The organism is Rubrivivax gelatinosus (genome assembly GCF_016583785.1).
GTDB classification, from domain to species: Bacteria; Pseudomonadota; Gammaproteobacteria; order Burkholderiales; family Burkholderiaceae_C; genus Rubrivivax; species Rubrivivax gelatinosus_B.
This window is the reverse complement of record NZ_NRRU01000022.1, coordinates 1-19,449: the sequence shown is the minus strand read 5'-3', so window position 1 is coordinate 19,449 and position 19,449 is coordinate 1. Positions and strand designations below refer to the sequence as shown.

The 19,449-nt window shown below is 72.4% G+C and carries 10 protein-coding genes and 1 pseudogene; 4 read left to right on the top strand and 7 right to left on the bottom strand.

The window, feature by feature from the left end:
• Positions 1-39 precede the first annotated feature (39 nt).
• Positions 40-1,569 carry a clostripain-related cysteine peptidase gene (locus CKO43_RS07755; RefSeq protein WP_200378311.1) on the bottom strand — a complete coding sequence of 510 codons (1,530 nt, stop codon included), beginning with the start codon at positions 1,567-1,569 and terminating at the stop codon, positions 40-42.
• 170 nt (positions 1,570-1,739) lie between these two features.
• Here CKO43_RS07755 and CKO43_RS07750 point away from each other — a divergent pair, with 170 nt between their 5' ends.
• Positions 1,740-4,001 (top strand): hypothetical protein, encoded by a 2,262-nt coding sequence (locus tag CKO43_RS07750; RefSeq protein WP_200378310.1) that lies wholly within the window; start codon positions 1,740-1,742, stop codon positions 3,999-4,001.
• A 346-nt stretch (positions 4,002-4,347) separates the two neighbouring features.
• Positions 4,348-4,821: a hypothetical protein gene (locus CKO43_RS07745; protein ID WP_200228168.1), complete on the top strand. Its 474-nt coding sequence runs from the start codon at positions 4,348-4,350 to the stop codon at positions 4,819-4,821.
• A 247-nt stretch (positions 4,822-5,068) separates the two neighbouring features.
• Here the strand turns inward: CKO43_RS07745 and CKO43_RS07740 are convergent.
• The 3 genes and pseudogenes from CKO43_RS07740 to CKO43_RS07730 form a co-directional block, all read right to left on the bottom strand.
• Positions 5,069-7,208: pseudogene (locus CKO43_RS07740) on the bottom strand (catalase).
• 215 nt (positions 7,209-7,423) lie between these two features.
• A complete protein-coding gene (locus tag CKO43_RS07735) occupies positions 7,424-8,167 on the bottom strand; it encodes an SOUL family heme-binding protein (protein ID WP_200378309.1) in 744 nt (247 codons plus the stop codon).
• A 108-nt stretch (positions 8,168-8,275) separates the two neighbouring features.
• On the bottom strand, positions 8,276-10,573 hold the full coding sequence (locus CKO43_RS07730; RefSeq protein WP_200378308.1) for a hybrid sensor histidine kinase/response regulator: 2,298 nt from the start codon (positions 10,571-10,573) through the stop codon (positions 8,276-8,278).
• A gap of 274 nt (positions 10,574-10,847) precedes the next feature.
• On the opposite strand from CKO43_RS07730, the gene CKO43_RS07725 reads away from it, so the two are divergent.
• Positions 10,848-13,613 carry a TonB-dependent receptor gene (locus tag CKO43_RS07725; RefSeq protein WP_346728222.1) on the top strand — a complete coding sequence of 922 codons (2,766 nt, stop codon included), beginning with the start codon at positions 10,848-10,850 and terminating at the stop codon, positions 13,611-13,613.
• Between the two features lie 50 nt (positions 13,614-13,663).
• Positions 13,664-15,622: a hypothetical protein gene (locus tag CKO43_RS07720; RefSeq protein ID WP_200378307.1), complete on the top strand. Its 1,959-nt coding sequence runs from the start codon at positions 13,664-13,666 to the stop codon at positions 15,620-15,622.
• Here the strand turns inward: CKO43_RS07720 and CKO43_RS07715 are convergent.
• The 3 genes from CKO43_RS07715 to CKO43_RS07705 form a co-directional block, all read right to left on the bottom strand.
• Positions 15,619-16,470, bottom strand: a complete 852-nt coding sequence (locus CKO43_RS07715; protein WP_200378306.1) for a hypothetical protein — start codon at positions 16,468-16,470, stop codon at positions 15,619-15,621. The two genes, CKO43_RS07720 and CKO43_RS07715, sit on opposite strands and share 4 nt — an antisense overlap.
• 102 nt (positions 16,471-16,572) lie before the next feature.
• A complete protein-coding gene (locus CKO43_RS07710) occupies positions 16,573-17,997 on the bottom strand; it encodes a virulence factor family protein (protein WP_200378305.1) in 1,425 nt (474 codons plus the stop codon).
• Positions 17,998-18,004: 7 nt separating this feature from the next.
• The coding region (locus CKO43_RS07705) for a phosphatidylglycerol lysyltransferase domain-containing protein (RefSeq protein ID WP_200378304.1) at positions 18,005-19,449 on the bottom strand (1,445 nt) is incomplete at its 5' end.

Below are 19,449 nucleotides of genomic sequence, written 5' to 3'. Positions count from 1 at the left end.
GCCGCTGCCGGCCCGCGCCTGGCGGCGCGGGCCCTGTGCTCAGGCGGCGCCGTCCGCCGCGGCTGCCGTCGCCGCCGGCCGCTGGTAGCGCGCGTTGAACACCGGGAAGGCACGCCGCCGTGCCGACAGCAGGCCGGTGAAACCGGCGTCGCGGTGGTACTCGACGAGGAACTCGACCCAGTCGGTCGCCTTCAGGAACTCGATCACCTGCGGCTGCACCAGCGGGCGCGAGCTGTCGGGGTTGACGTCCAGGTAGTAGGGCGAGCGCCAGTCCCAGAGGCCGACCAGCAGCGGGTCGGGCAGGAAGATGTTCATCGCCAGCGCGCGCTCGCTGAAGTTCCAGCGCTGGCCCGGGTCGGTCCAGGGGCTGTCGTCGTCGCCGTAGCGCTTGATGCCCGCGAGCGCGTCGCGCAGCGCGAGCGCCGCTTCGTGCACCTCGCTCGTGCCGAAGTCCTGGCGCATCAGCGCCTGCGCCAGCGAGGCCAGGTCGGTCAGCGAGTCGGGCGTTTCCAGCCGCATCGAGCCGTCGGAGTCGTACTGCTGCGCGAGCACGATCGCGCGCCGGATGTGGCCGACGACCGCCGGGCGCTCGGCCGGCGTCGCGGCGCGCAGCACCGACAGCAGCGCGTCGGCCAGGTCGTCCACGCACTCGCTGATGTGCTGCAGGCGCGCGAGCGCGACGACGCCGGCCGTCGTCGGGTGGTTGCCCTTGGCCTCGAGCACCGCGTGGTTGGCGTCGGCGAACCACTGGCCCAGCTGCTCGGGCGTGGCGCTGCCGGCGGCGGCCAGCTGGCGGAAGACCTCGGGGTAGGGGGCGCCTGCGGTGAAGAAGTTGTAGTTCATGTAGCCGGTGGCGACCTCGGCGTAGGGCGCGACGGTGTGCAGCACTTCGACGGCCATGTTGAAGCAGTTGTCGAAGTGGATCGCCGCCAGCCGCGGTGCGCCGGCCTGCTGCGCCAGGCGCAGCGCCTCGCCCAGGCCCCAGGTCGACAGCGGCAGCGTGCCCATCGGCAGCACCGGCGAGCCCATCGGCAGCACGGGAGAGCCCATCGGCAGCACCGGCGAGCCCATCGGCAGCACCGGCGAGGCGTGCGCGCCGCTGACCTGCCACTGGAAGCGGCCGCCGTCGGTGTAGTCGTTGGCGTTGAGCTGGTTGCGGTCGATCTCGGGGATGAAGCCGGCACCGTGGCCTTCGAGCGCCAGCACCAGCGAGGTGCCGGGGTGGTGCTGGTGGGCGTGGCGGATCAGGCCGGCGAGCGCACGCGGCGAGTCCATGCGCTGCTTCCAGTTCGAGCTGCAGCTCAGCGCGCCGGGCTGGAACGCGGGGATGTCGACCAGCCAGGTCTCGTCGTCGACGCGGTCGATGAGCGCGCAGACGTTGACGCCGTACTCGGCGACATCCTTCAGTGCGCGCGTCAGCGGATGCTGCTGCACGTCCTGCGTGCTGCCGTCGGGGTAGGTGGCGAGCGTGCGGTCGTCGCCGAAGGGCGCGTAGACGACCAGCGTGACGCCTTCGGGGCCGTCGGGTGCGGTGGGATCCGGCGAAACGATCAGGGGCTGACGGGACATGCGCTTTCTCCTTGCTTGGTTTGAACGGCCGCGAGCAGCGCGGCCGCCGCTCGAGGCACGGTCGATACACTAGGCGCGCCCTGCTCCCAACGCGAGGCATGCTGCCGCTGCTCGCGTCGCACCAGGGCAGACGATCGCCAGACGATGCGGCAGCCAGCGGTGACACCTGCATGACGATCCTTCCCAGTGCGCCGCCCGCCGGCCCGCGCCAGCCCCCGGGTGCCTTGGCCGAGGCCGTGCTGGCGGCTGCGCTGGCGGCACGCCGCGAAGGCACGCTCGCCGAACTGCTGCACCGCCGCCCGCGCCTGACGCGCTGGATCGCGCGCCGGCTGCTGCAGCCGGTGCTCGACAGCGGCGGCGATGCGCTGCGCGGAGCGCAGGGCGAGTTGCTGGCGCTGCAGTGGCTGCTGGACTGGGCCGTGGCCCAGCTGCGGCCGGACCGCCAGCCCGGCTTCGACGGCATCCCGCGCGAAGCCTGGCTCGAGCGCACCAGCTGGCGGCCGATGCTGGCGGTGATGTGCCACCACGCTTTCGCGCCGGTCTGCGGCTTTCCCGACCGCTACCGCGCACGCGCCGACGAGTCGCCCGCCGACCATCTGTGCGGCCTTTGGTCGGTCGGGCCCAGCACCTACTACCGCTACCTCGACAAGGGCCGGCGCCAGCTGGCCGAACTGCTGCTGGCGCCGACCAGCGAGCGCGTGCTGTCGCTGCGCGACGCGATGCAGCACCAGGCCTGGGGGCGGCTGCGGCTGGAAGATGCAGCCGCGCGCCGCGACTGGCACCGCGCCCAGGCGCGGCGTGCGCTGGTCGAGCCGGCGCCGGCGGCGGCGCTGTGGCATCTGCTGCAGGCCGGCGACGCCGACGGCTTCGTGCAGGCGCTGCAGCGCTTTCGTGTCGAGCTCGGCCGCGACGCGCTGGCCGACGCGCTGATCGAACGCCTGGCCGCGCTGCCGCTCAGCGAGCGCCAGCGCGCCGAGCTCTGCCTGGCGCAGGCGGCGCTGGCGCGGGTGCGCGGCCAGGACGAACGCGAGCGCCAGGCCTGCGAGCAGGCGCAGCGCATCGCCAGCGCCGCCGACGACCGGCTGATGCTGGGCATCGTCTGCGGCACGCTGGGCAAGTTCTTCGAGCCGCGCGACGGCGAGCGTGCGTTCGCGTGTTACCAGGACAGCGCCGAGTTCCTGCACCAGGCCGGCGTCGGCGCCGATCCGTCGCAGCCCGGCCACCACGCGCTGCTGCAGGCCTACGTCAGCACCCTGGTGCGCCTGGCCTGGCTGTACGTGCTGCGCAACGACCCGCGCAGCAAGGCGGTGCTGGAGCGCGCCGAGACGCTGCGCGAGCACGGCGGCCAGCCCGACGAGACCATCGCCCAGCTCGAGCAGGCCTGGGGCGAGTACTGGCGCCGCGCCGGCGACCTGCGTGCCGCGCTCGAGCGCAAGCACCGCGCGCTCAACATCTACGAGCGCCTGGGCGACGGGCAGGCGGTGGTCAAGACCTGGTGCAACCTGTCGCTGCTGTATGGCGACGCCCAGGACTATCCGCGTGCGATCGAGTATTCGCAGCGGGTGCTGGTGCTGGCCGAACGCAGCGCGATCGAGCCCGAGACCGTCGCCTCCACCCACCTGAACCTGGGCGGCACCTATTTCTGGCAGCAGCGCTACGACGACGCGATCGAGCAGTACGCGGCCGGGCTGGCGCGCGCCGAGGCCGCGGGCCTGCGCGTGCTGGTGGGCCGTGCCCACTACAACCTGGCCGAGGCGCACTACAAACGTTTCCAGGCGCTGGAGCGGCCCGAGGACGAACGCCGCGGCGACACCCACACCGCCGCGGCGCTGGCGGTGTGGGAGCGCGAAGGCGACCCGGCGCCGCTGGAAGCCACGCGCAGCCTGAAGACCGAGATCCTGGGCACGCGCGAAGGCCACGTCGACCGCCTGCTGCCCGGGGAGTGGGCGGTGCACCCGGCCGAGATGGCCGAGATCGACCGCGAGCGCGCGCGTCTGGCGCTGCCGCTGGCGCCGGCCGAACACGTGCTCGCCCGGCTGGCGATCGCACGCGGCTACGCCGCCATCGCGGCGCAGGAGCGCGAGGCGGCGCTGGCGCTGATCGAGCGCCACGGGCTGGGCGGCCGTTTCGGCGCCGAGCTGGAGGCGCTGCGCAGCACCTACGACCGGGCGCTGACGCGCGAGCAGCGCCTGGCCGCGAAGTGGCGCGACGGCGCCGGCGACCTGCTGGACGACGCGCGCCGCGCCGCGCTGCTGGCGCGGCTGCTGACGGCGGGTGCCGTCGGCAAGAGCGCCTACGCCGAACTCTGCGGCGTGGGCCTGGCGACGGCGTCCAAACACCTGGGGCTGCTGGCACAGCGCGGGCTGCTGGTGCAGCAGGGCCGGGGGCCCAGCACCCGCTACGTGCTGGAAGGGCCGGCGGCCGGCGCGTAACGCGGGGCCGGCATCGACCCGGGGCGTCTCCGCATCGAGCAGGCCGGCCAGCAGCGCGAGCCGGACGCCGCGGGAGCGCACCCGATGCCACCACGACGACCTGCGCCTCCTGGCGTTTGGAAGGGCCACGACCGCGTCAGCTTTCGCTTCCAGACCTCGAGCCAGATGCTGAAGGGGGCGTTCAGGGCGGCGGCCGCCGGCGGCGGCATCGGCTCGCGCGACGGCAAGCTCGTGCTGGCTGCGCCCGCCCGTTGGGAATGTCGATTGCTGTAGGCCAACGCTTGCACGAGGCGTCCGCGTCGATGCCCCGGAAACACGGTCTGTCTCGTCCTGAGGAACGCTCTGCATGAACAACGAAAGCCTGCTGCCGTCCGCCCTGATCGGGGCCGTCGCCAGCGCCCGTTCGATGACGCCCATGGCCGCGATCGCGGCGGCACGGCTGGCGGGCCGCTCGGCGCCCGGCAAGCTGGTGCTTCTGGATCGCCCCGTCTTCAGGGCCGGAGCGCTGGCGATGGGGGTCGGCGAGCTGCTCGGCGACAAGATGAAGACCGCACCGGACCGCACCGTGTTCCTCGGGCTGCTGGCCCGCGTCGCGAGCGCTGCCATCGCCGGTGCGGCGCTCGCGCCCCGCAAGCGCGAGCGCGCGGGTGCCGCAGTAGCCGTCGCCTGCGCCGTGCCGCTGGCCTATGCAACGCTCGCCGTGCGCAAGAAAGCGATGGCGAGCGTCGGGCAGACGCGCAGCGGGCTCGTCGAGGATCTGTTGGTGGTCGCCGCCGGTGCGGCCATCGTGGCGCTGTCGATGCGCTCGAAGCAGTACTAGGCTGGAGCAGGGCGTGCCGGCCGGTCCCGGGCCGGCCGCAGCCGACCGCACGCCGTCCTGGACGCCAGCGCTGCATCGGCGCTGGCGCACCGCGCGGTGCGGTCTCAACCAGGACCGTCGCCGAGCGCCAACCACCGCGCCGAGGCGGTGCAGAGCTGCGCGCCAGTGGCGCGTCGCTTCGTGGCCGACATGCGGGGCAGCGTGCAGTCCGCCAGCACGGCGGCCGCACCCCGCCAAGCGCTGGCGTCTACGCCGCGATGGCGTCCTTGCCGCCCCGCAACCAGTGCCGGTGCGCCGCGATGTCGGCGAGAAACGCCGAGGCCAGGCCCGCGCTCGATGCCGAGTCCGCCGTCGAGACACCGGCGGGCCGCGCCGCCGCTGGTCCGGTCACGCCGGCGGTGGCCAGGAGTTCGGCACCTTCGCCGAGCGCGGAGATCGCCTTGGCGTGCTTGAAGGCCTCGCGAACGAAGAGCACGGCGTCACCCGATGCCTTGAGGCTGGCGACGCTGGCGGCGCCGCCGGGGACGAACACGGCGTCGAAGACGATGGATGGCGTGGCGACGAGCAGATCGTCGACCGTCACGCTGCCTCCGCCCGCAGCCTGCAGCTGACCGAGCCGCGCCGACAGCACCCGGACCTTGACGCCGGCAGCCGTCAGTGCTGCCTTCATCGCCTGCAGCCCTGCCGCGTCGACGCCATCGGCGGCGAGCACGGCGACCTTGCGGCCGGCAGCCGACTTCGGATTGGCGCGCGCGATCATGCTCAGCGCCGGCGAGACGGCATAACGTTTCAGCCCGTTGCGCGGGCTGGCCGGGGGGGGGCGCGACACCGAGCACCGCCGCCACGCGGGTGGCCAGGGCCGGATCGACGTTGACCAGGTTGGCCAGCATGCGCAGGCGAACCGCCGCCACCGTCAGCTTGCCGAGCTCGAACTGCAGCGCCTCGACGATGTGCTGCTGCTCCGGCGCCGTCTGGCTCTGCCAGAACAGCGTCGCCTGGGAGTAGTGGTCGGCGAAGGTCTCCGAGCGCCGGCGCAGCTTCTGTCCGGAAACCGCCTCCGGATAGCTGGCGAAGCCGCCCTGCTCGGGCCGGGTCTCGCGGATCGGCGGCACGTCGATCGAGCTCGGCTCGTAGTTGACGCGGCCCTTGGCGATGGTCTGCCGGTGCAGGCCGTCACGCGTCAGGTTGTGCACCGGGCAGATCGGCCGGTTGATCGGGATCTCGGCGAAGTTCGGGCCGCCCAGGCGCGTGAGCTGGGTGTCGACGTACGAGAACATGCGCCCCTGCAGCAGCGGGTCGTCGGAGACGTCGATGCCGGGCACGAGGTTGCCGGTGTGGAAGGCCACCTGCTCGGTCTCGGCGAAGTAGTTGTCGGGGTTGCGGTTCAGCGTGAGCTTGCCGATCGGCCGCACCGGCACCAGTTCTTCGGGCACGAGCTTGGTCGCGTCGAGGATGTCGAAGCCCAGACGATCCACGTCGCCCTCCTCGATGACCTGCACGCCGAGCTCCCACTCGGGAAACTGTCCGGCGTCGATGGCGTCGGCCAGGTCGCGGCGATGGAAGTCGGGGTCCTTGCCGGCGAGCTTCTGCGCTTCGTCCCAGGCCAGCCCGTGCACGCCGTTCATCGGCTTCCAGTGGAACTTGACGAACCGGCTCGTGCCCTGGGCGTTGACGAGCCGGAAGCTGTGCACGCCGAAGCCCTCCATCATCCGGTACGAGCGCGGAATGGCCCGGTCGGACATGATCCACATGACCATGTGCGTCGACTCGGGCATCAGCGAGATGAAGTCCCAGAAGGTGTCGTGCGCGGTGGAGGCCTGCGGGATTTCGCGGTCGGCCTCGGGTTTGGCGGCATGGATCAGGTCGGGGAACTTGATCGCGTCCTGGATGAAGAACACCGGGATGTTGTTGCCCACCAGGTCGTAGTTGCCTTCCTCGGTATAGAACTTCACCGCGAAACCGCGCACGTCGCGCGCCGTGTCGGCCGAGCCACGCGAGCCGGCCACCGTCGAGAAGCGCACGAAGACCGGGGTCCTGAGCCTGGGGTCGTTCAGGAAGCGCGCCTTGGTCAGGCGCGACTGCGATTCGTAGACCTGGAAGTGGCCGTGTGCCGCGGCGCCCCGTGCATGCACCACCCGCTCGGGGATGCGCTCGTGGTCGAAGGCGGTGATCTTCTCGCGCAGCAGCTGATCCTCGAGCAGCGTCGGGCCGCGCGCGCCGGCCTTGAGCGAGTTCTGATCGTCCGAGATCTTCAGACCTTCGTTCGTCGTCAGCGCCTGGCCGGCATCGACCGAGGTCTCGGCGGCCAGATCCTGCGCCTTGTCCCGCGGCCCGGCGGCGGCGGCCTGCGGTGCGGCCGAGGTCTGGGCCTGCGCGCCCGCGGCCATCAGCAGCGGGGCGACGGCAGCCCCGGCCGTCGTGGCGCCCGCGGTACCCAGGAATCGGCGACGCGATGGGGCGTCAGGCGTGGCGCTGGGGGGAGTGGATTCGCTCATGCTGTGGCCCTGTGGTTGGCGGTGAGGTCCCCAGCGCTGAGCAATCGGCTGGCCCGGGGCGCTTGCGCCTCGTGGGATGGCCCGGCGGAACGATGCGGCGGGCGGTGTCAGCGGGCCTTGGCCAGGGTCAGCCAGATCTCGTTGCGCCGCATGAACCAGGGCGTGAGCGGCGCGTTGTAGCGCGAGTAGACCGGCTCCCCGGTCCACGCCAACCCGGCGGCGCGGAGTTGCGCCTGCAGTCTGGACAGGTGTTCGTCGTAGTTCGACTGCGACCAGAAGCCCGAATAGCGGATCACGGCCACCTGCTCGGCCGCAATCTCGCGCAGCAGCACCCGCGCGTCCGCGGGCTCGGGCGCAGTGGCCGGCGTCACGCCCTTGGGCAGGATGAACTGCACGCGATAACCGCCAGGCGCGGCCGACTGTTTCGTCTGCCCCGGCGTCTCCAGCGGCGCCGGCACGGCGGCCTGGGTAACCGGTGCCGTCATTTCGAACTTCCTGCCCTCCTTGTTCTTGCCGAAGATGTATCCCGCCAGGATCGAGAACGCCTGCTGGCCGGCTTCGCCTGCCGGACCGGGCACCACGACTTCGGCGACCGTGTAGGGCGCGTACTGCCGCAGCTCGACGTCCTCGGCGAGCGGCTGGACGACCTGGTATTCGGGCTCTTCCGTGGCGTGGCTTGGCATGGGCATGGCCGTCAGTGACGCGGCAACCAGCAGGAGCGCGCAACAACCGCGCGGTGATCGGCGAACGCTGCTGATGGCGGCAAGACGAAAAGGCATCCATGGATCGTTCCACGAACGGGGCAGGGCACCGGCCGCTTGTCGGAATTCAACGCTGGGCGGCATGGGCATCGGTGTCCGGTCCCGTCTGATTCCAGACCTGTCTCACAAACCGGTGCCGGACTGCGCCCTTGGCCCCTTGCGCCGGCGCTCCATCCCGGCGCCGCGCCGCGGCCCAGCTCAGGCCTGGACGCCGGCGCCTGCAGGCCGCTCCAGCCAGCGCAGCAGCAACCGGTAGAGCGCCCCCGGGTCGACCGGCTTGCTCAGGAAGTCGTCCATGCCGGCCTCCTGGCAGCGCGCCTTGTCCTCGGCGAAGGCGTTCGCGGTCATCGCGATGATCGGCAGCTCGCCCGACGCGCGGTGGCGGCGGATCGCGCGCGACGCATCCAGGCCGTCCATTCCGGGCATCTGCATGTCCATCAGCACCACCCGGTAGTCGTGCTTCAGCGCCATGTCGACCGCCGCCCTGCCGTCCCCGGCCACGTCGACGACCAGACCGACCTCGTCGAGCAGGGCCTGCGCCACCTCGGCGTTGACGAGGTTGTCCTCGGCCAGCAGCACCCGGCTGCCGGCATGGCGCTGGCGCAGGGTCTGCTCGGCGTCGCCGGCCGGGTGGCGCGGCTCGGCGCCCGGAGTCGACGGTTCGCGGCGCAGCCTGGCGGTGAACCAGAAGGTGCTGGCGGCACCCGGGGTGCTCGTCACGCCGGCTTCGCCGCCCATCAGTTCGGCCAGCCGGCGCGTGATCGCCAGCCCCAGGCCGGTGCCGCCCACGCGCCGCGTGGTGGAGCGGTCGGCCTGCTCGAAGGCCTCGAACAGCCGCGGCAGCACCTCGGGGGCTATGCCGATGCCGGTGTCCTGGACCTCGAAACGCAGCAGCACGCTGCTCTCGTGCTGCTCGACCAGCAGGGCGCGGATCGTCACGCAGCCCCGCTCGGTGAACTTGACGGCGTTGCTGGCGTAGTTCAGCAGCGCCTGCTGCAGGCGCGTGGCGTCGCCGACCAGATCGCGCGGCATCGGCTCGACCGCGCTCGCCAGCTGCAGCCGCTTGGCCCGGGCCGGTTCGTCCAGCATCGACAGCACGTCGGCGACGATGGTCTCGACCCGCAGCGGCACCGCCTCGAGCTCCATCTTGCCGGCCTCGATCTTGGACAGGTCGAGGACGGCGTTGAGCACGTCCAGCAGGTGCCTGGCGGCGGTCTCGAGCTTGTCCAGGCGGTCCGACTGCCGCGCACTGAGCTCCTCCCGTCGGATCAGGTACGCCATGCCGATCATCGCGTTCAGCGGCGTGCGGATCTCATGGCTCATGTTCGCCAGGAAAGCGCTCTTGGCCAGGCTGGAGGCTTCGGCGCGCTGGCTCGCCTCGGCCAGCTGCCGGGTGCGCCGCTCGACGGTGTCTTCCAGTTGCCGGCGGTGCTCGGCGAGGGCCTGCTGGGCCTGCAGCCTCTCGCTCACGTCCAGCGCCACGCCGTCCCAGAAGGTCGAGCCGTCCGGGCGGCGCTGCGGGCGCGAGCGCACGTCGAGCCAGCGCAGCTGGCCGTCGCCCCGGTCGAAGCGCAGGGTCGCATGGAAGTCGCTCAAGTCGGCGGCGCTGCGCGCCTCGTCCTCCCGGTAGCGCGTGCGCATGTCGGCCGGCAGCAGCGCGAACAGCGGCTCGGCGTCGGCCATCACCTCGGCGGCCCGCAGCCCGAGCGCGGCTTCGATGCCGCCGCTGATGTAGTCGAAGCGGCGCCGGCCCTCGGCGAGCTCGTAGCGGTAGATGAAGCCGGCCGGCAGGTTGTCGCCCATCGAGCGCAGCTGCTGCTCGCTGGCCTGCAGCCGCTCGACGCTGGAGCGGTGCTCCCACTCGATGCGCTGCGAGTTCATGCTGATCAGCGTCAGCGTCACCAGCTGCACCGACAGGATCTGCGCCAGCGCGTAGATGCCGCCCAGGCTCTTGATCGTCTCGAACGCGGTGCTCACGTCGCCCAGCTCCTGGGCCGCGCGCACCAGCGTGATCAGCGCGAACAGCGTCAGCCACAGCGCCAGCAGCAGGTCGTTGGAGCCGAAGTGCGGCGGCCGGCGGCGCAGCGTGACGGCCACGGTCGCCAGGCTCAGCGTGGCCGACAGCAGGCAGTAGCAGACGATGCGCGCCGGCAGCTGGCTGGCTTCGAGGCTGAAGTAGCCGAAGCTCGCCAGGAAGACCGCCGCCAGCACGGCCTCCGGCGCGGCGCCGACGCGCATGCCGCGGAATACCAGCATGCCGCGCAGGATCAGCGCATGGCCGGCCAGCAGCAGGCCGTTGCGTGCCACACGTGCGCCCCAGTTCGACGGCAGGACGTCGGGGATCAGCAGGGCCGCGCCCAGCGCCAGGCAGGCGATGCCGGCGGTCCAGAAGCCGAATCCGGGGTAGGTCTTGCGCGTGCGCAGCACCACCCCCATGACGACGGCGGCTGCCGACGACAGCAGCGCATTGGTGGTCAGCAGTGTGGCGGCATCCATCGTCGGGTCCGGGGGCAGGGCAGGTCCCGGCCCGCATCGTAGCCAAGCGCGCCCGCCTTGCGGCCGGCCCGCTCCGGGTGGCAGGCCGGAGCGGTCGGCGGTCAACCCGGGTCACGCCGTGTTGGCTCGGGTCACGCCCGGGAAGTTTTCCGTTGAGGAGGTGACGCCGGCTGCCTATGGTCGCGGCCATCCGTGCTCGACCGGCCGGTGCTGCGGTCCTCGGCCAGGGCTGCATCGTCATCGGCGCGGGGCCGGGTTCGAGGGAGGCCTTCCGGTGCTTCGTCATCTCGCCAGGGTTTCGCGGCCAGCGTCTTCGGGCCGTCGCAAGACGCTCGAGGTCGCCGCCATCGGCGCGGCCTTCGTCTGCACCGCCGCGTCCGGCCAGGAGCCGGCAGCCGAGCCCGAGGCGGCGCCAGAGCGCATCACGATCACGGGCCGGCGTCCGATCGACGTCGGGCCGGTGCCGGGGCTGATGCTGTCGCCCGAGCAGATCCCCGCGAACCTGCAGAGCGCCGGCCGGCGCGACATCAAGGCCTCGCGCGCGCTGAACCTGGGCGACTACATGAACTCGCACCTGCAGGGTGTCAGCGTCAACGACTACCAGGGCAACCCGTTCCAGCTCGACGTCAACTACCGCGGCTTCACCGCCAGCCCGCAGGTGGGCACGCCGCAGGGGCTGTCGGTGTTCTTCGACGGCGTGCGCGTCAATGAACCCTTCGGCGACGTCGTCAACTGGGACCTGATCCCGCTGAACGCGGTCGAGCGCTTCGACCTCTTTCCCGGCTCCAACCCGCTGTTCGGTCTGAACACGCTGGGCGGCGCGCTGTCGGTGCGCAGCCGCACCGGCTTTTCGTCGCCGGGGGTCGAAGGCCAGCTGCTCGGCGGCAGCTGGGGCCGGCGCCAGCTGCAGCTAGCCGGCGGCGCCAACGACGGCACGCTCGGCGGCTTCTTCGCGCTCACCCGTTTCGACGAGGACGGCTGGCGCGACAACTCGCCGTCGCGGGTCGAGCAGGCCTTCGGCCGCGCCGACTGGCACGGCGAGCGCGCCTCGGCCTACGCCAGCGTGCTCTACGCCAGCAACCGGCTCGTCGGCAACGGGCTGCTGCCCATCCAGCTCTACCGCCAGAACCCTGACGCGGTCTTCACCTCGCCCGACGAAAGCCGCAACCGCGTGCTGCAGTTTTCGGTCGGCGGCCAGTTCGACCTGTCCGAACGCGCCAACCTCACCGGCCAGATCTACCACCGCGACAGCCGCCGCCGCGGCGTCAACGGCGACATCTACGCCGACTTCGAGGACTTCGGCGACCGCGACATCAGCCCCGACGGCACGGCGCGCAACGGCGCCACGCGCGGCGGCGGCTACACCGGGCCCGGTGTCGTCGAAGGCACGCCGATCGGCCAGATCACGCGCACCGACCTCGACCAGCGCAGCGACGGCGCCTCGCTGCAGTTCAACTGGAACCTGGAGCAGCACGCGTTCATGGCCGGCGTCTCGATCGACCGCTCGCGCACGCGCTACGACATGTTCCAGCGCCTGGGCCTGATCGACGCCTCGCACCGCGTCTACCTGGCCCCCGACGAGATCGACCCCGACTACTACGCCGCCGAGCACGACGTGCCGGGCAACAACTTCCACGGCACGTCGACGACCCGCAGCCTGTACCTGCAGGAGACCTGGACGCCGGTGGCCAGCGTCTCGTTGACCGCGGCCGCGCGCTACAACCACACGCGCGTCGACAACGAGCTGCTGACGCGCACGACGGCCGGCCAGGTGCCGCTGCACGAGCTGCGCGAGTTCCGCGCCCCCGAGTACACCGACGGCCAGGTCTTCCGGCGCACGCGCTCCGAAGAGTCTTTCGCCTACCGCTCGTTCAACCCCTCGCTCGGCGCCAACTGGCGGCCGACGCCGATGACGAACCTGTTCGGCAACCTCAGCCGCGGCGCGCGCACGCCCTCGGTCGTCGAGCTCGGCTGCGCCTTCGACCCGACGCCGGTGCCGCGTGTGCCGGGCGTTCCCAGCCTGGGCACGGCGCCGCGCAGCCTGGTCGGGCCGGGCTGCAACATGCCGACCAGCCTGTCGTCCGACCCCTACCTGCCGCAGATCCGCGCCACCTCGGGCGAGATCGGCTGGCGCCAGAGCCTGTCGGCCGACTGGAAGTGGAACCTGAGCCTGTTCCGCACCGACCTCAGCGACGACATCTACTTCGTCGGCGTCGGCGACGGGCGCAGCTACTTCGACACGATCGGCAAGACCCGCCGCCGGGGGCTGGAGTTCGGCGTGGAAGGCCGCATGGGGCCGGTGGACCTGAGCGCCAGCTACTCGTTCACCGACGCCACGTTCCAGTCGCGCTTCTACATGCTGAGCCCGCACAACAGCAGCGCCGACTTCGACCAGAACTCGGCCTACGTCGGCGACACCCAGGTCATCGGCCAGGACGTGCTGCCGTCGCCCAACGCCGAGCTCAACCGCGGCTACGGCACTTACCGGATGATCCGCGTCGACCCCGGCGCGCGCCTGCCCGGCATCCCGGCGCACGCGCTGAACCTGCGCATGGGCTGGCGCCCGCTGCCGGCGGTGAAGCTGGGCCTGACGATGATGGCGCGCTCGATGTCGTACATGCGCGGCAACGAGAACAACCTGCACCAGGCCGCGGGCAGCGACCAGGAGACCGGGCGTTATTACTGCAGCCAGGCCGGCGGCTGCGAGTTCGGCGGCTTCAGCCAGCTGCCGGTGCGCATCGGCCGGCCGTTCACGACCTCGGGCAAGGTGCCGGGCTTCGCGATCTTCAATCTCGACGCCAGCGTCGAGCTGGCCAAGGGCGTCAGCGCCTTCGTGCAGGTGACCAACCTGTTCGACCGCGAGTACTTCAGCGCCGGCCGCCTGGGCGTGAACCCGTTCGCGCCCGGCAGCAACGGCGCCGTCGGCCCGAGCGGCTGGAACTACAACTCCAGCGAGTGGCAGAACACCTCCATGGTCGCGCCCGGCGCGCCGCGCGGCGTCTTCGTCGGCCTCGCCTGGGATCTGGGAGCGAACCCGTGAACCCGGCGCCGAAGCGCCGCTGCCGGGCCAGCCCTGAACGGAAGACAAGGATGAACACCTCGGGCGCTTTTCCCCTCTGGAGCCGCGCCGCGGCGCTCGCCGCGATCCTGGCCGGCCTGCTGTCGGGCTGCGGCGGCGGCAGTGAAGGCGATGCCGAGGCCCCGCCTGCCGGCGCCGACCGGCCGACGCTGTCGGGCCGCGTCACCGACGGCAGCACGCCCACCGTCGTCGGCGGCCTGCAGATCACCGTCAAGGGCAATGTCGGCACCGCGCGCACCGCCGAAGGCCGTTTCGCCTCGGTGGACGGCGGCGACTACCTCGCCAGCCTGGACCAGCTGAGCGGCCCCTACCTGCTGAGCGACAGCGCCGCGTCGTCGGATTACGGGCTGTACTCGGTCGCCACCGGCCCCGGCGTCGCCAATCTCACGCCGCTGACGACGCTGCTCGTCGCCCAGCTGCTGGGCCAGGAGCCCGGCGCGTACTTCGCCGCGCTCGGAAACCGGGGCGGCTTCACCCAGGCCGACGCCGCGGCCGTCGCCACTGCCCAGCTGCGCGTGCGCCGCTACCTGCAGCGCGAGTTCGGCTTCGAGCTGTCCGCGGTCGGCGACTTCGTCACGACGCCGTTCGACCGGGTCGAGGGCGACCCGATGTACGACGCGCTGCGCGCGCTGGTCGCACGCGTCGGCGACTACCACGCCGTCGTCTCGGCGCTGGCCCAGGAGTCCGGGCGCTGCCGCGACGAGCAGGTCCTGGTGCGCAGCGCGGCGGCCGAGGACGCGTTCTGCCCGTTCACGAAGACGAACCAGGCCGACGCGGACGACGCCAGCGTGCGTGTGCTCGGTTTCGCCAACCGCCACGGCGACACGCTGACGCTGCGCCTGCGCGACGCCACGCTGCTCGAGCTGCGGTTCGTCAGCGCCGAAGGCGAGGCCGCAGCCTGTTCCGCAGCCGGCTGCGCCGGTGTCGCGATCGGCGCGCCGGCGGGCGACGGCTCCGTCGCGCTCGCCTTCGACGGCACGGTGCTCGGCGGTGCCGCCGGCACCCGCACTCTGGTCGGCAGCGTGCGCAGCGGCGCCGCCGGCATCGAGCTGCCGGGGCTGCCGTGCAGCGCCAACCGCTACTACCTGATCGCCGCCGCCGCCGGCAGCGCCGAGGGCTATTGCGCGACGCCGGACGACTTCGGCCTCGGCGCCGCGGGCCAGAGCCAGCCCAGCGGCGCGACGCGCCGGGTCTACACCTTCGGCGACGGCGCCGGCGGGCCCTCGCTCGAGGTCGTGGTCCAGGGCGACGCCGTCGTGCGGGCGCTGGTCTACACGAGCGATCCCGACTCCGGCGCGGCAACCGCCCGCTACCAGTGCCGCGATGGCGGCTGCGCCGGCATCACGCTGGGGGCGGCGACGGTCGACGAGAGCCTGGGGTTGCCGGTGGTGCTGCGACCGATACGTTTCGACGGCGCGCAACTCGCCGCGGTGCTGCCCGACGGGTCCTTGTCCGGCACCGAGGCGATCACGCTGCAGGCCGACCTGACCGGCTACCACCTCGAGGACCCGAACGCGCTGCCGCTGCTGCCGGTGGCGTGTGCCGGCGGGGCGCCGACGGTGATCGCGACGCCCAGCGACCAGGCGGCGGGCATCGCGGTCTGCGAGCCGGCGGACACGCAGGGCTTCCAGCTGCGGACCACCGGCACGGACGCCGACGGCAACCTGGTGCTCGGCATCGCCAACCTGCTCAGCGACGGCGCCGGCAGCTACGCCAGCGGCAACAGCGTGGTGGTCGCAGTCGCGCCCGGGGGTGCGATCGCCTATGCCTTCTTCGACGCCTTCGGCGGCCCGCGCTACGAATGCCGCGGCAGCGGCTGCACCGGCATCACCGTCGACGCCCCCGACGGCGCCGGCGAGCGCCAGGTGCGGCTGACCGGGACCGTGTTGACGGAACTGGGCACCGGCGGATTGGTGGCCGATCGCAGCGTGGCGCTGGACGGTTTCTTCGTCGCGCCGCCCGGGCCCTAGGTCTGGTGCCGTTGCGGCACGGCCGGCTGCAACTGCTGAGCGCGGAGCTGGCGCCTGCGCCCGGACAGCACGACGAAGCCGGCGGCGAACAGCGCCCAGATCGGAGGCTCCGGGATCTGTGGGACGTTGCCCGCACTCAGCGAGATGCTGGTCGACATGGCGAGCAGCACCGTGGTGGGCTGGTCGAAGCTGCGCAGCGACAGCACGACGTGCTCGACCACCCGTTGTGGATATCCCGGCGCCGTGGTCGCATAGCCCCAGTACTCGCGCCGGCCCGCCTCCCAGTCATCCTGCTGGATATACAGGTCCACCCAGGCGGACGCGTAGCCCCACTCGGAATAGTCGGCGATCGGCACGCCCGAGCCTTGCACCCAGTTCTCGGCGTCGAACGAGAGTGTCAGCTGGGTGTTGCGCGTGACCGCCAGTTGCAGCCAGAAATCCGGCGCAATGGCGGCGCCGTAGGCGTAGACGGGCATCGGCGCTCCTTCCGAGCTGATCGTGCCCGAAACGCCGAGGCTGGTGCCCTCGAGCCCGCCGTCGCCGGAGATGAAGGTCTCCACGTGGCCGGGGCCGCTGTCCCGCGTCACCGCGCCCGGGCCGAACGGCTCGGCGCTGCCGAAATAGCCGACCGATTCGCCACGGCCCACCATCACCAGCGCCGAGCCACCCGAGCCTGAACTGGCGAACGTCGTCAGCGCGGGGGCGACGCCGTCGGCCAGGTCGAGGTCCGTCAGGCTCATGCGCAGCCCGGAAATGCTGGACAGGGCGGCGAGGTCGGCGCGAGCGACAGGGCTCGCGACCAGCGCAAGACCAAGGGCACCGATGCGGCAGAGGGGAAGAATCGTCATGGCAGCTTCCTTGGTGTCCGGAAGCGGCCACCCGGCAAACCGGCCTCCGTCCCTATAAACGCAGTGGCCGGGCCGATGCGCCGTCGAAGCGACCTGGCCGCGTCAGCGCAGGTTCGAGAGGATCTGCTCGACCAGCGCCTCGTAGCGGCCGTCGAAGTGGTGGCCGCCGCTGCGCGTCAGCACCGGCACGCCGCCGCGCGCCAGGCTCGGGCACAGCGACTCTTCATCGTCGCGGCCGTGCACGCACAGCGTCGTCGCCGGGTCCAGCTTCTGCGCTTCGGGCAGCACCGGCAGCGTGCCGCCGGGGCCGAGCCAGTTCGTCACCTTGAACTCGAACGAGGCTTTCTGCCCCGGGCTCAGCAGCACCGTGAGCCGGGTGCGGCCGCGGCTGTCCGGGTCCATGCGGTTGAAGGCGAAGGGCAGCACGTCGGCACCTTGCGAGAAGCCGATCAGCAGCAGCTGGCTGCGGCCCCAGCGCGCGCCGTAGAAACGCACCATGCGGTCCAGGTCCGCCGCCAGCCCCTCGGGCGTGCGTGCGCTCCAGAAGTAGCGCAGCGAGTCGAAGCCGGCGACCGGGATGCCGCGTGCCGCCAGCGCGCCGGCGATCGCCTTGTCGATCGCGGCCCAGCCACCGTCGCCGCTGACCAGCACCGCGTAGCGCTGGCCGGCGACGCTGCTGGGCACCTCGACGACGGGCAGGTCGGCCAGGCTCGCCGGAGCGGCCGGCGGCGCTGCGTTGTGCGCCGCCAGCTGCGTGTAGCCCTGCTGCAGCGCCGACGCCAGCGCGGTGTCGCCCGGTGCCAGGCGGCGCCACTGCCCTTCCTGCACCCGGCCGACGAAGGCCTGGGCGCTGCCGGCGGCGCAGGCCGGCGCGGCCTCGGTCTGCAGCACCAGCCAGGGCGCGGGCAGGCGCGCGGCCGGCGCCAGCCGGCTGCTGCCAGCCGGCAGCGGCTGGCCGCGCAGCGTGGGGTCGAAGACCGAGGGCACCGAGGCCGGCCGTGACGCCGGCAGCGCGTGCGCCGCGCACAGCGGCTGGCGAAACGGCAGCTGCGGGCAGAAGTCCTGCGACAGCGCGCCGCCGAAGGTGCCGCTGTCGGCCTGCGCCAGCATCGCGTAGGCCAGCGCGCCACCGGCGCCGCGCCCCAACAGCAGCGGCTTGCGCACGCCGCCGGGCAGCTTGAAGAAGGCCTGCAGGTGGCGCGACAGGTTCTCGAAGGCGCCGGCGGGGTAGCCGCAGGTGGCACCTTCGGCGTCCAGCCGGGCGACGAAGGCCGGCGTGTCGACCACCGCCACCAGCGCGCCCTGGGCTGCCAGCGCACGCGCCTGCGTGCGCTCGGCCTCGCCCGGGCCGTCGTCGTCGGACAGCAGCAGCACCACCTGCTGCACGCCGCCGCGCGGCTGGTACACCGCCACCTGGGCGAACAGGCCGTGGGCGACGATCTGCGCTTCGCCCGGTGCCTGGGCGCGGGCGGCGCCTGCACCCAGGGCCAGCGCCGTGGCCAGCGTCGTGATCAGCTTGCGCAACATCCCGTCCTCATTTCGTCAGCACACCCTTGGCGCCGCCGCCGATCAGCGCCGCCACGTCGATCATCACGAACACCGGCGCCAGCCCGCCCGGCGCCACCAGATAACGCGCTTCCCACTCCGGGGCGAACTTGTCCTTGAAGCGGAACAGGCCGCGGAAGTTGTAGAAGCGCTCGCCGTGTTCGAACAGCAGCCGGCCGACACGCTGCCAGCGCGGCGCGCGCCGGCGCTCGGCCATGCCGGCCATCGGCGCCATGCCCAGGCCGAAACGCGCGAAGCCCTCGGCCTGCAGGTGCAGCATCAGCTGGGCGAACAGGTAGTCCATGGTGCCGGGCGGGGCGTCGGGCCGGTGGCGCATCAGGTCGATCGTGGCATCTTCGCGCCGCGCGGTCACCAGCAGGTTGGCGAAGGCGACGATCGCGCCTTCGCGCCGCACCACGGCCACCGGCGTGCGCTGCAGCCATTCGGGGTCGAAACTGCCCACCGAAAAGCCTTTCTCGCGCGTGCGCTGCTCCGCCAGCCAGGCGTCTGACACGGCGCGCAGCGCGTCGATCTCGTGCGCCACCGCCGCGCCGTCCAGCACCTCGAAAGCCAGGCCCTCGCGCTGCGCCCGGTTGATGGCCGATCGCAGGTCGGCGCGTTTGACGCCTCGCAGGTTGAAGTCGTGCAGCGGCACGCTCGCGTACTCGCCCAGCTTGAAGGCCTGCAGCCCGCAGTCCAGGTACATCGGCAGCGAGGCCGGGCGCACCTGGTAGAAGGCGGCGCGGCCGCCGTGCGCGCCGGCGGTCTCGACGAAACGCCACACCAGCTCGGGCGCCTCGGCGGCGTCGCCGAAGGGCCCGTCCAGCGCGATCCACGAGCGCGCCTGCTTGCCGAACATCAGGAAGCTGCGCCCCGACGCCGAGAACATCAGGTGTTTGTCGCCGGTCAGCGCGAACTGCGAGATGGCCGAGGGGCTGTCGCGGCTGATCGCGGCGGCGCGTTCCAGCTCGGCCGGGGTTGGCCGCGCCGCCTCGCCGGCCGTGGGCCGCAGCAGTTGCCAGGCCGAGAATCCCAGGCAGGCCAGCGTCACCGCCAGCAGTGCGCGCAGCGAGCGCGGCGCCTGGGCGTCGAACTCGAACTGCCACCACAGCCGGTTGGCGTAGTTCACCTCCTGGTAGGCGAAGAACAGGATGCCGATGCAGCCGGCGATGACGCCGCCCAGCGCCAGCAGCCACTCGGGCTCCAGGCGCTCGGCGAACAGCGACGAGCGGCGGTCGAACTGGCGGCGCGAGATCACGAGCAGCGTCGCCAGCGAGCCCAGCAGCAGCGCCTCGTCCAGCGCGATGCCCTTGGGCCAGGCCAGCACCGTCGCCAGCACCGACAGCAGCAGCGCCGCCGCCCAGGCCGCGTCCAGCCGGTGCAGCAGGCCTCGCGCCACGATCAGCAGGCCCAGCCCGGCGATGCTGCCGACGA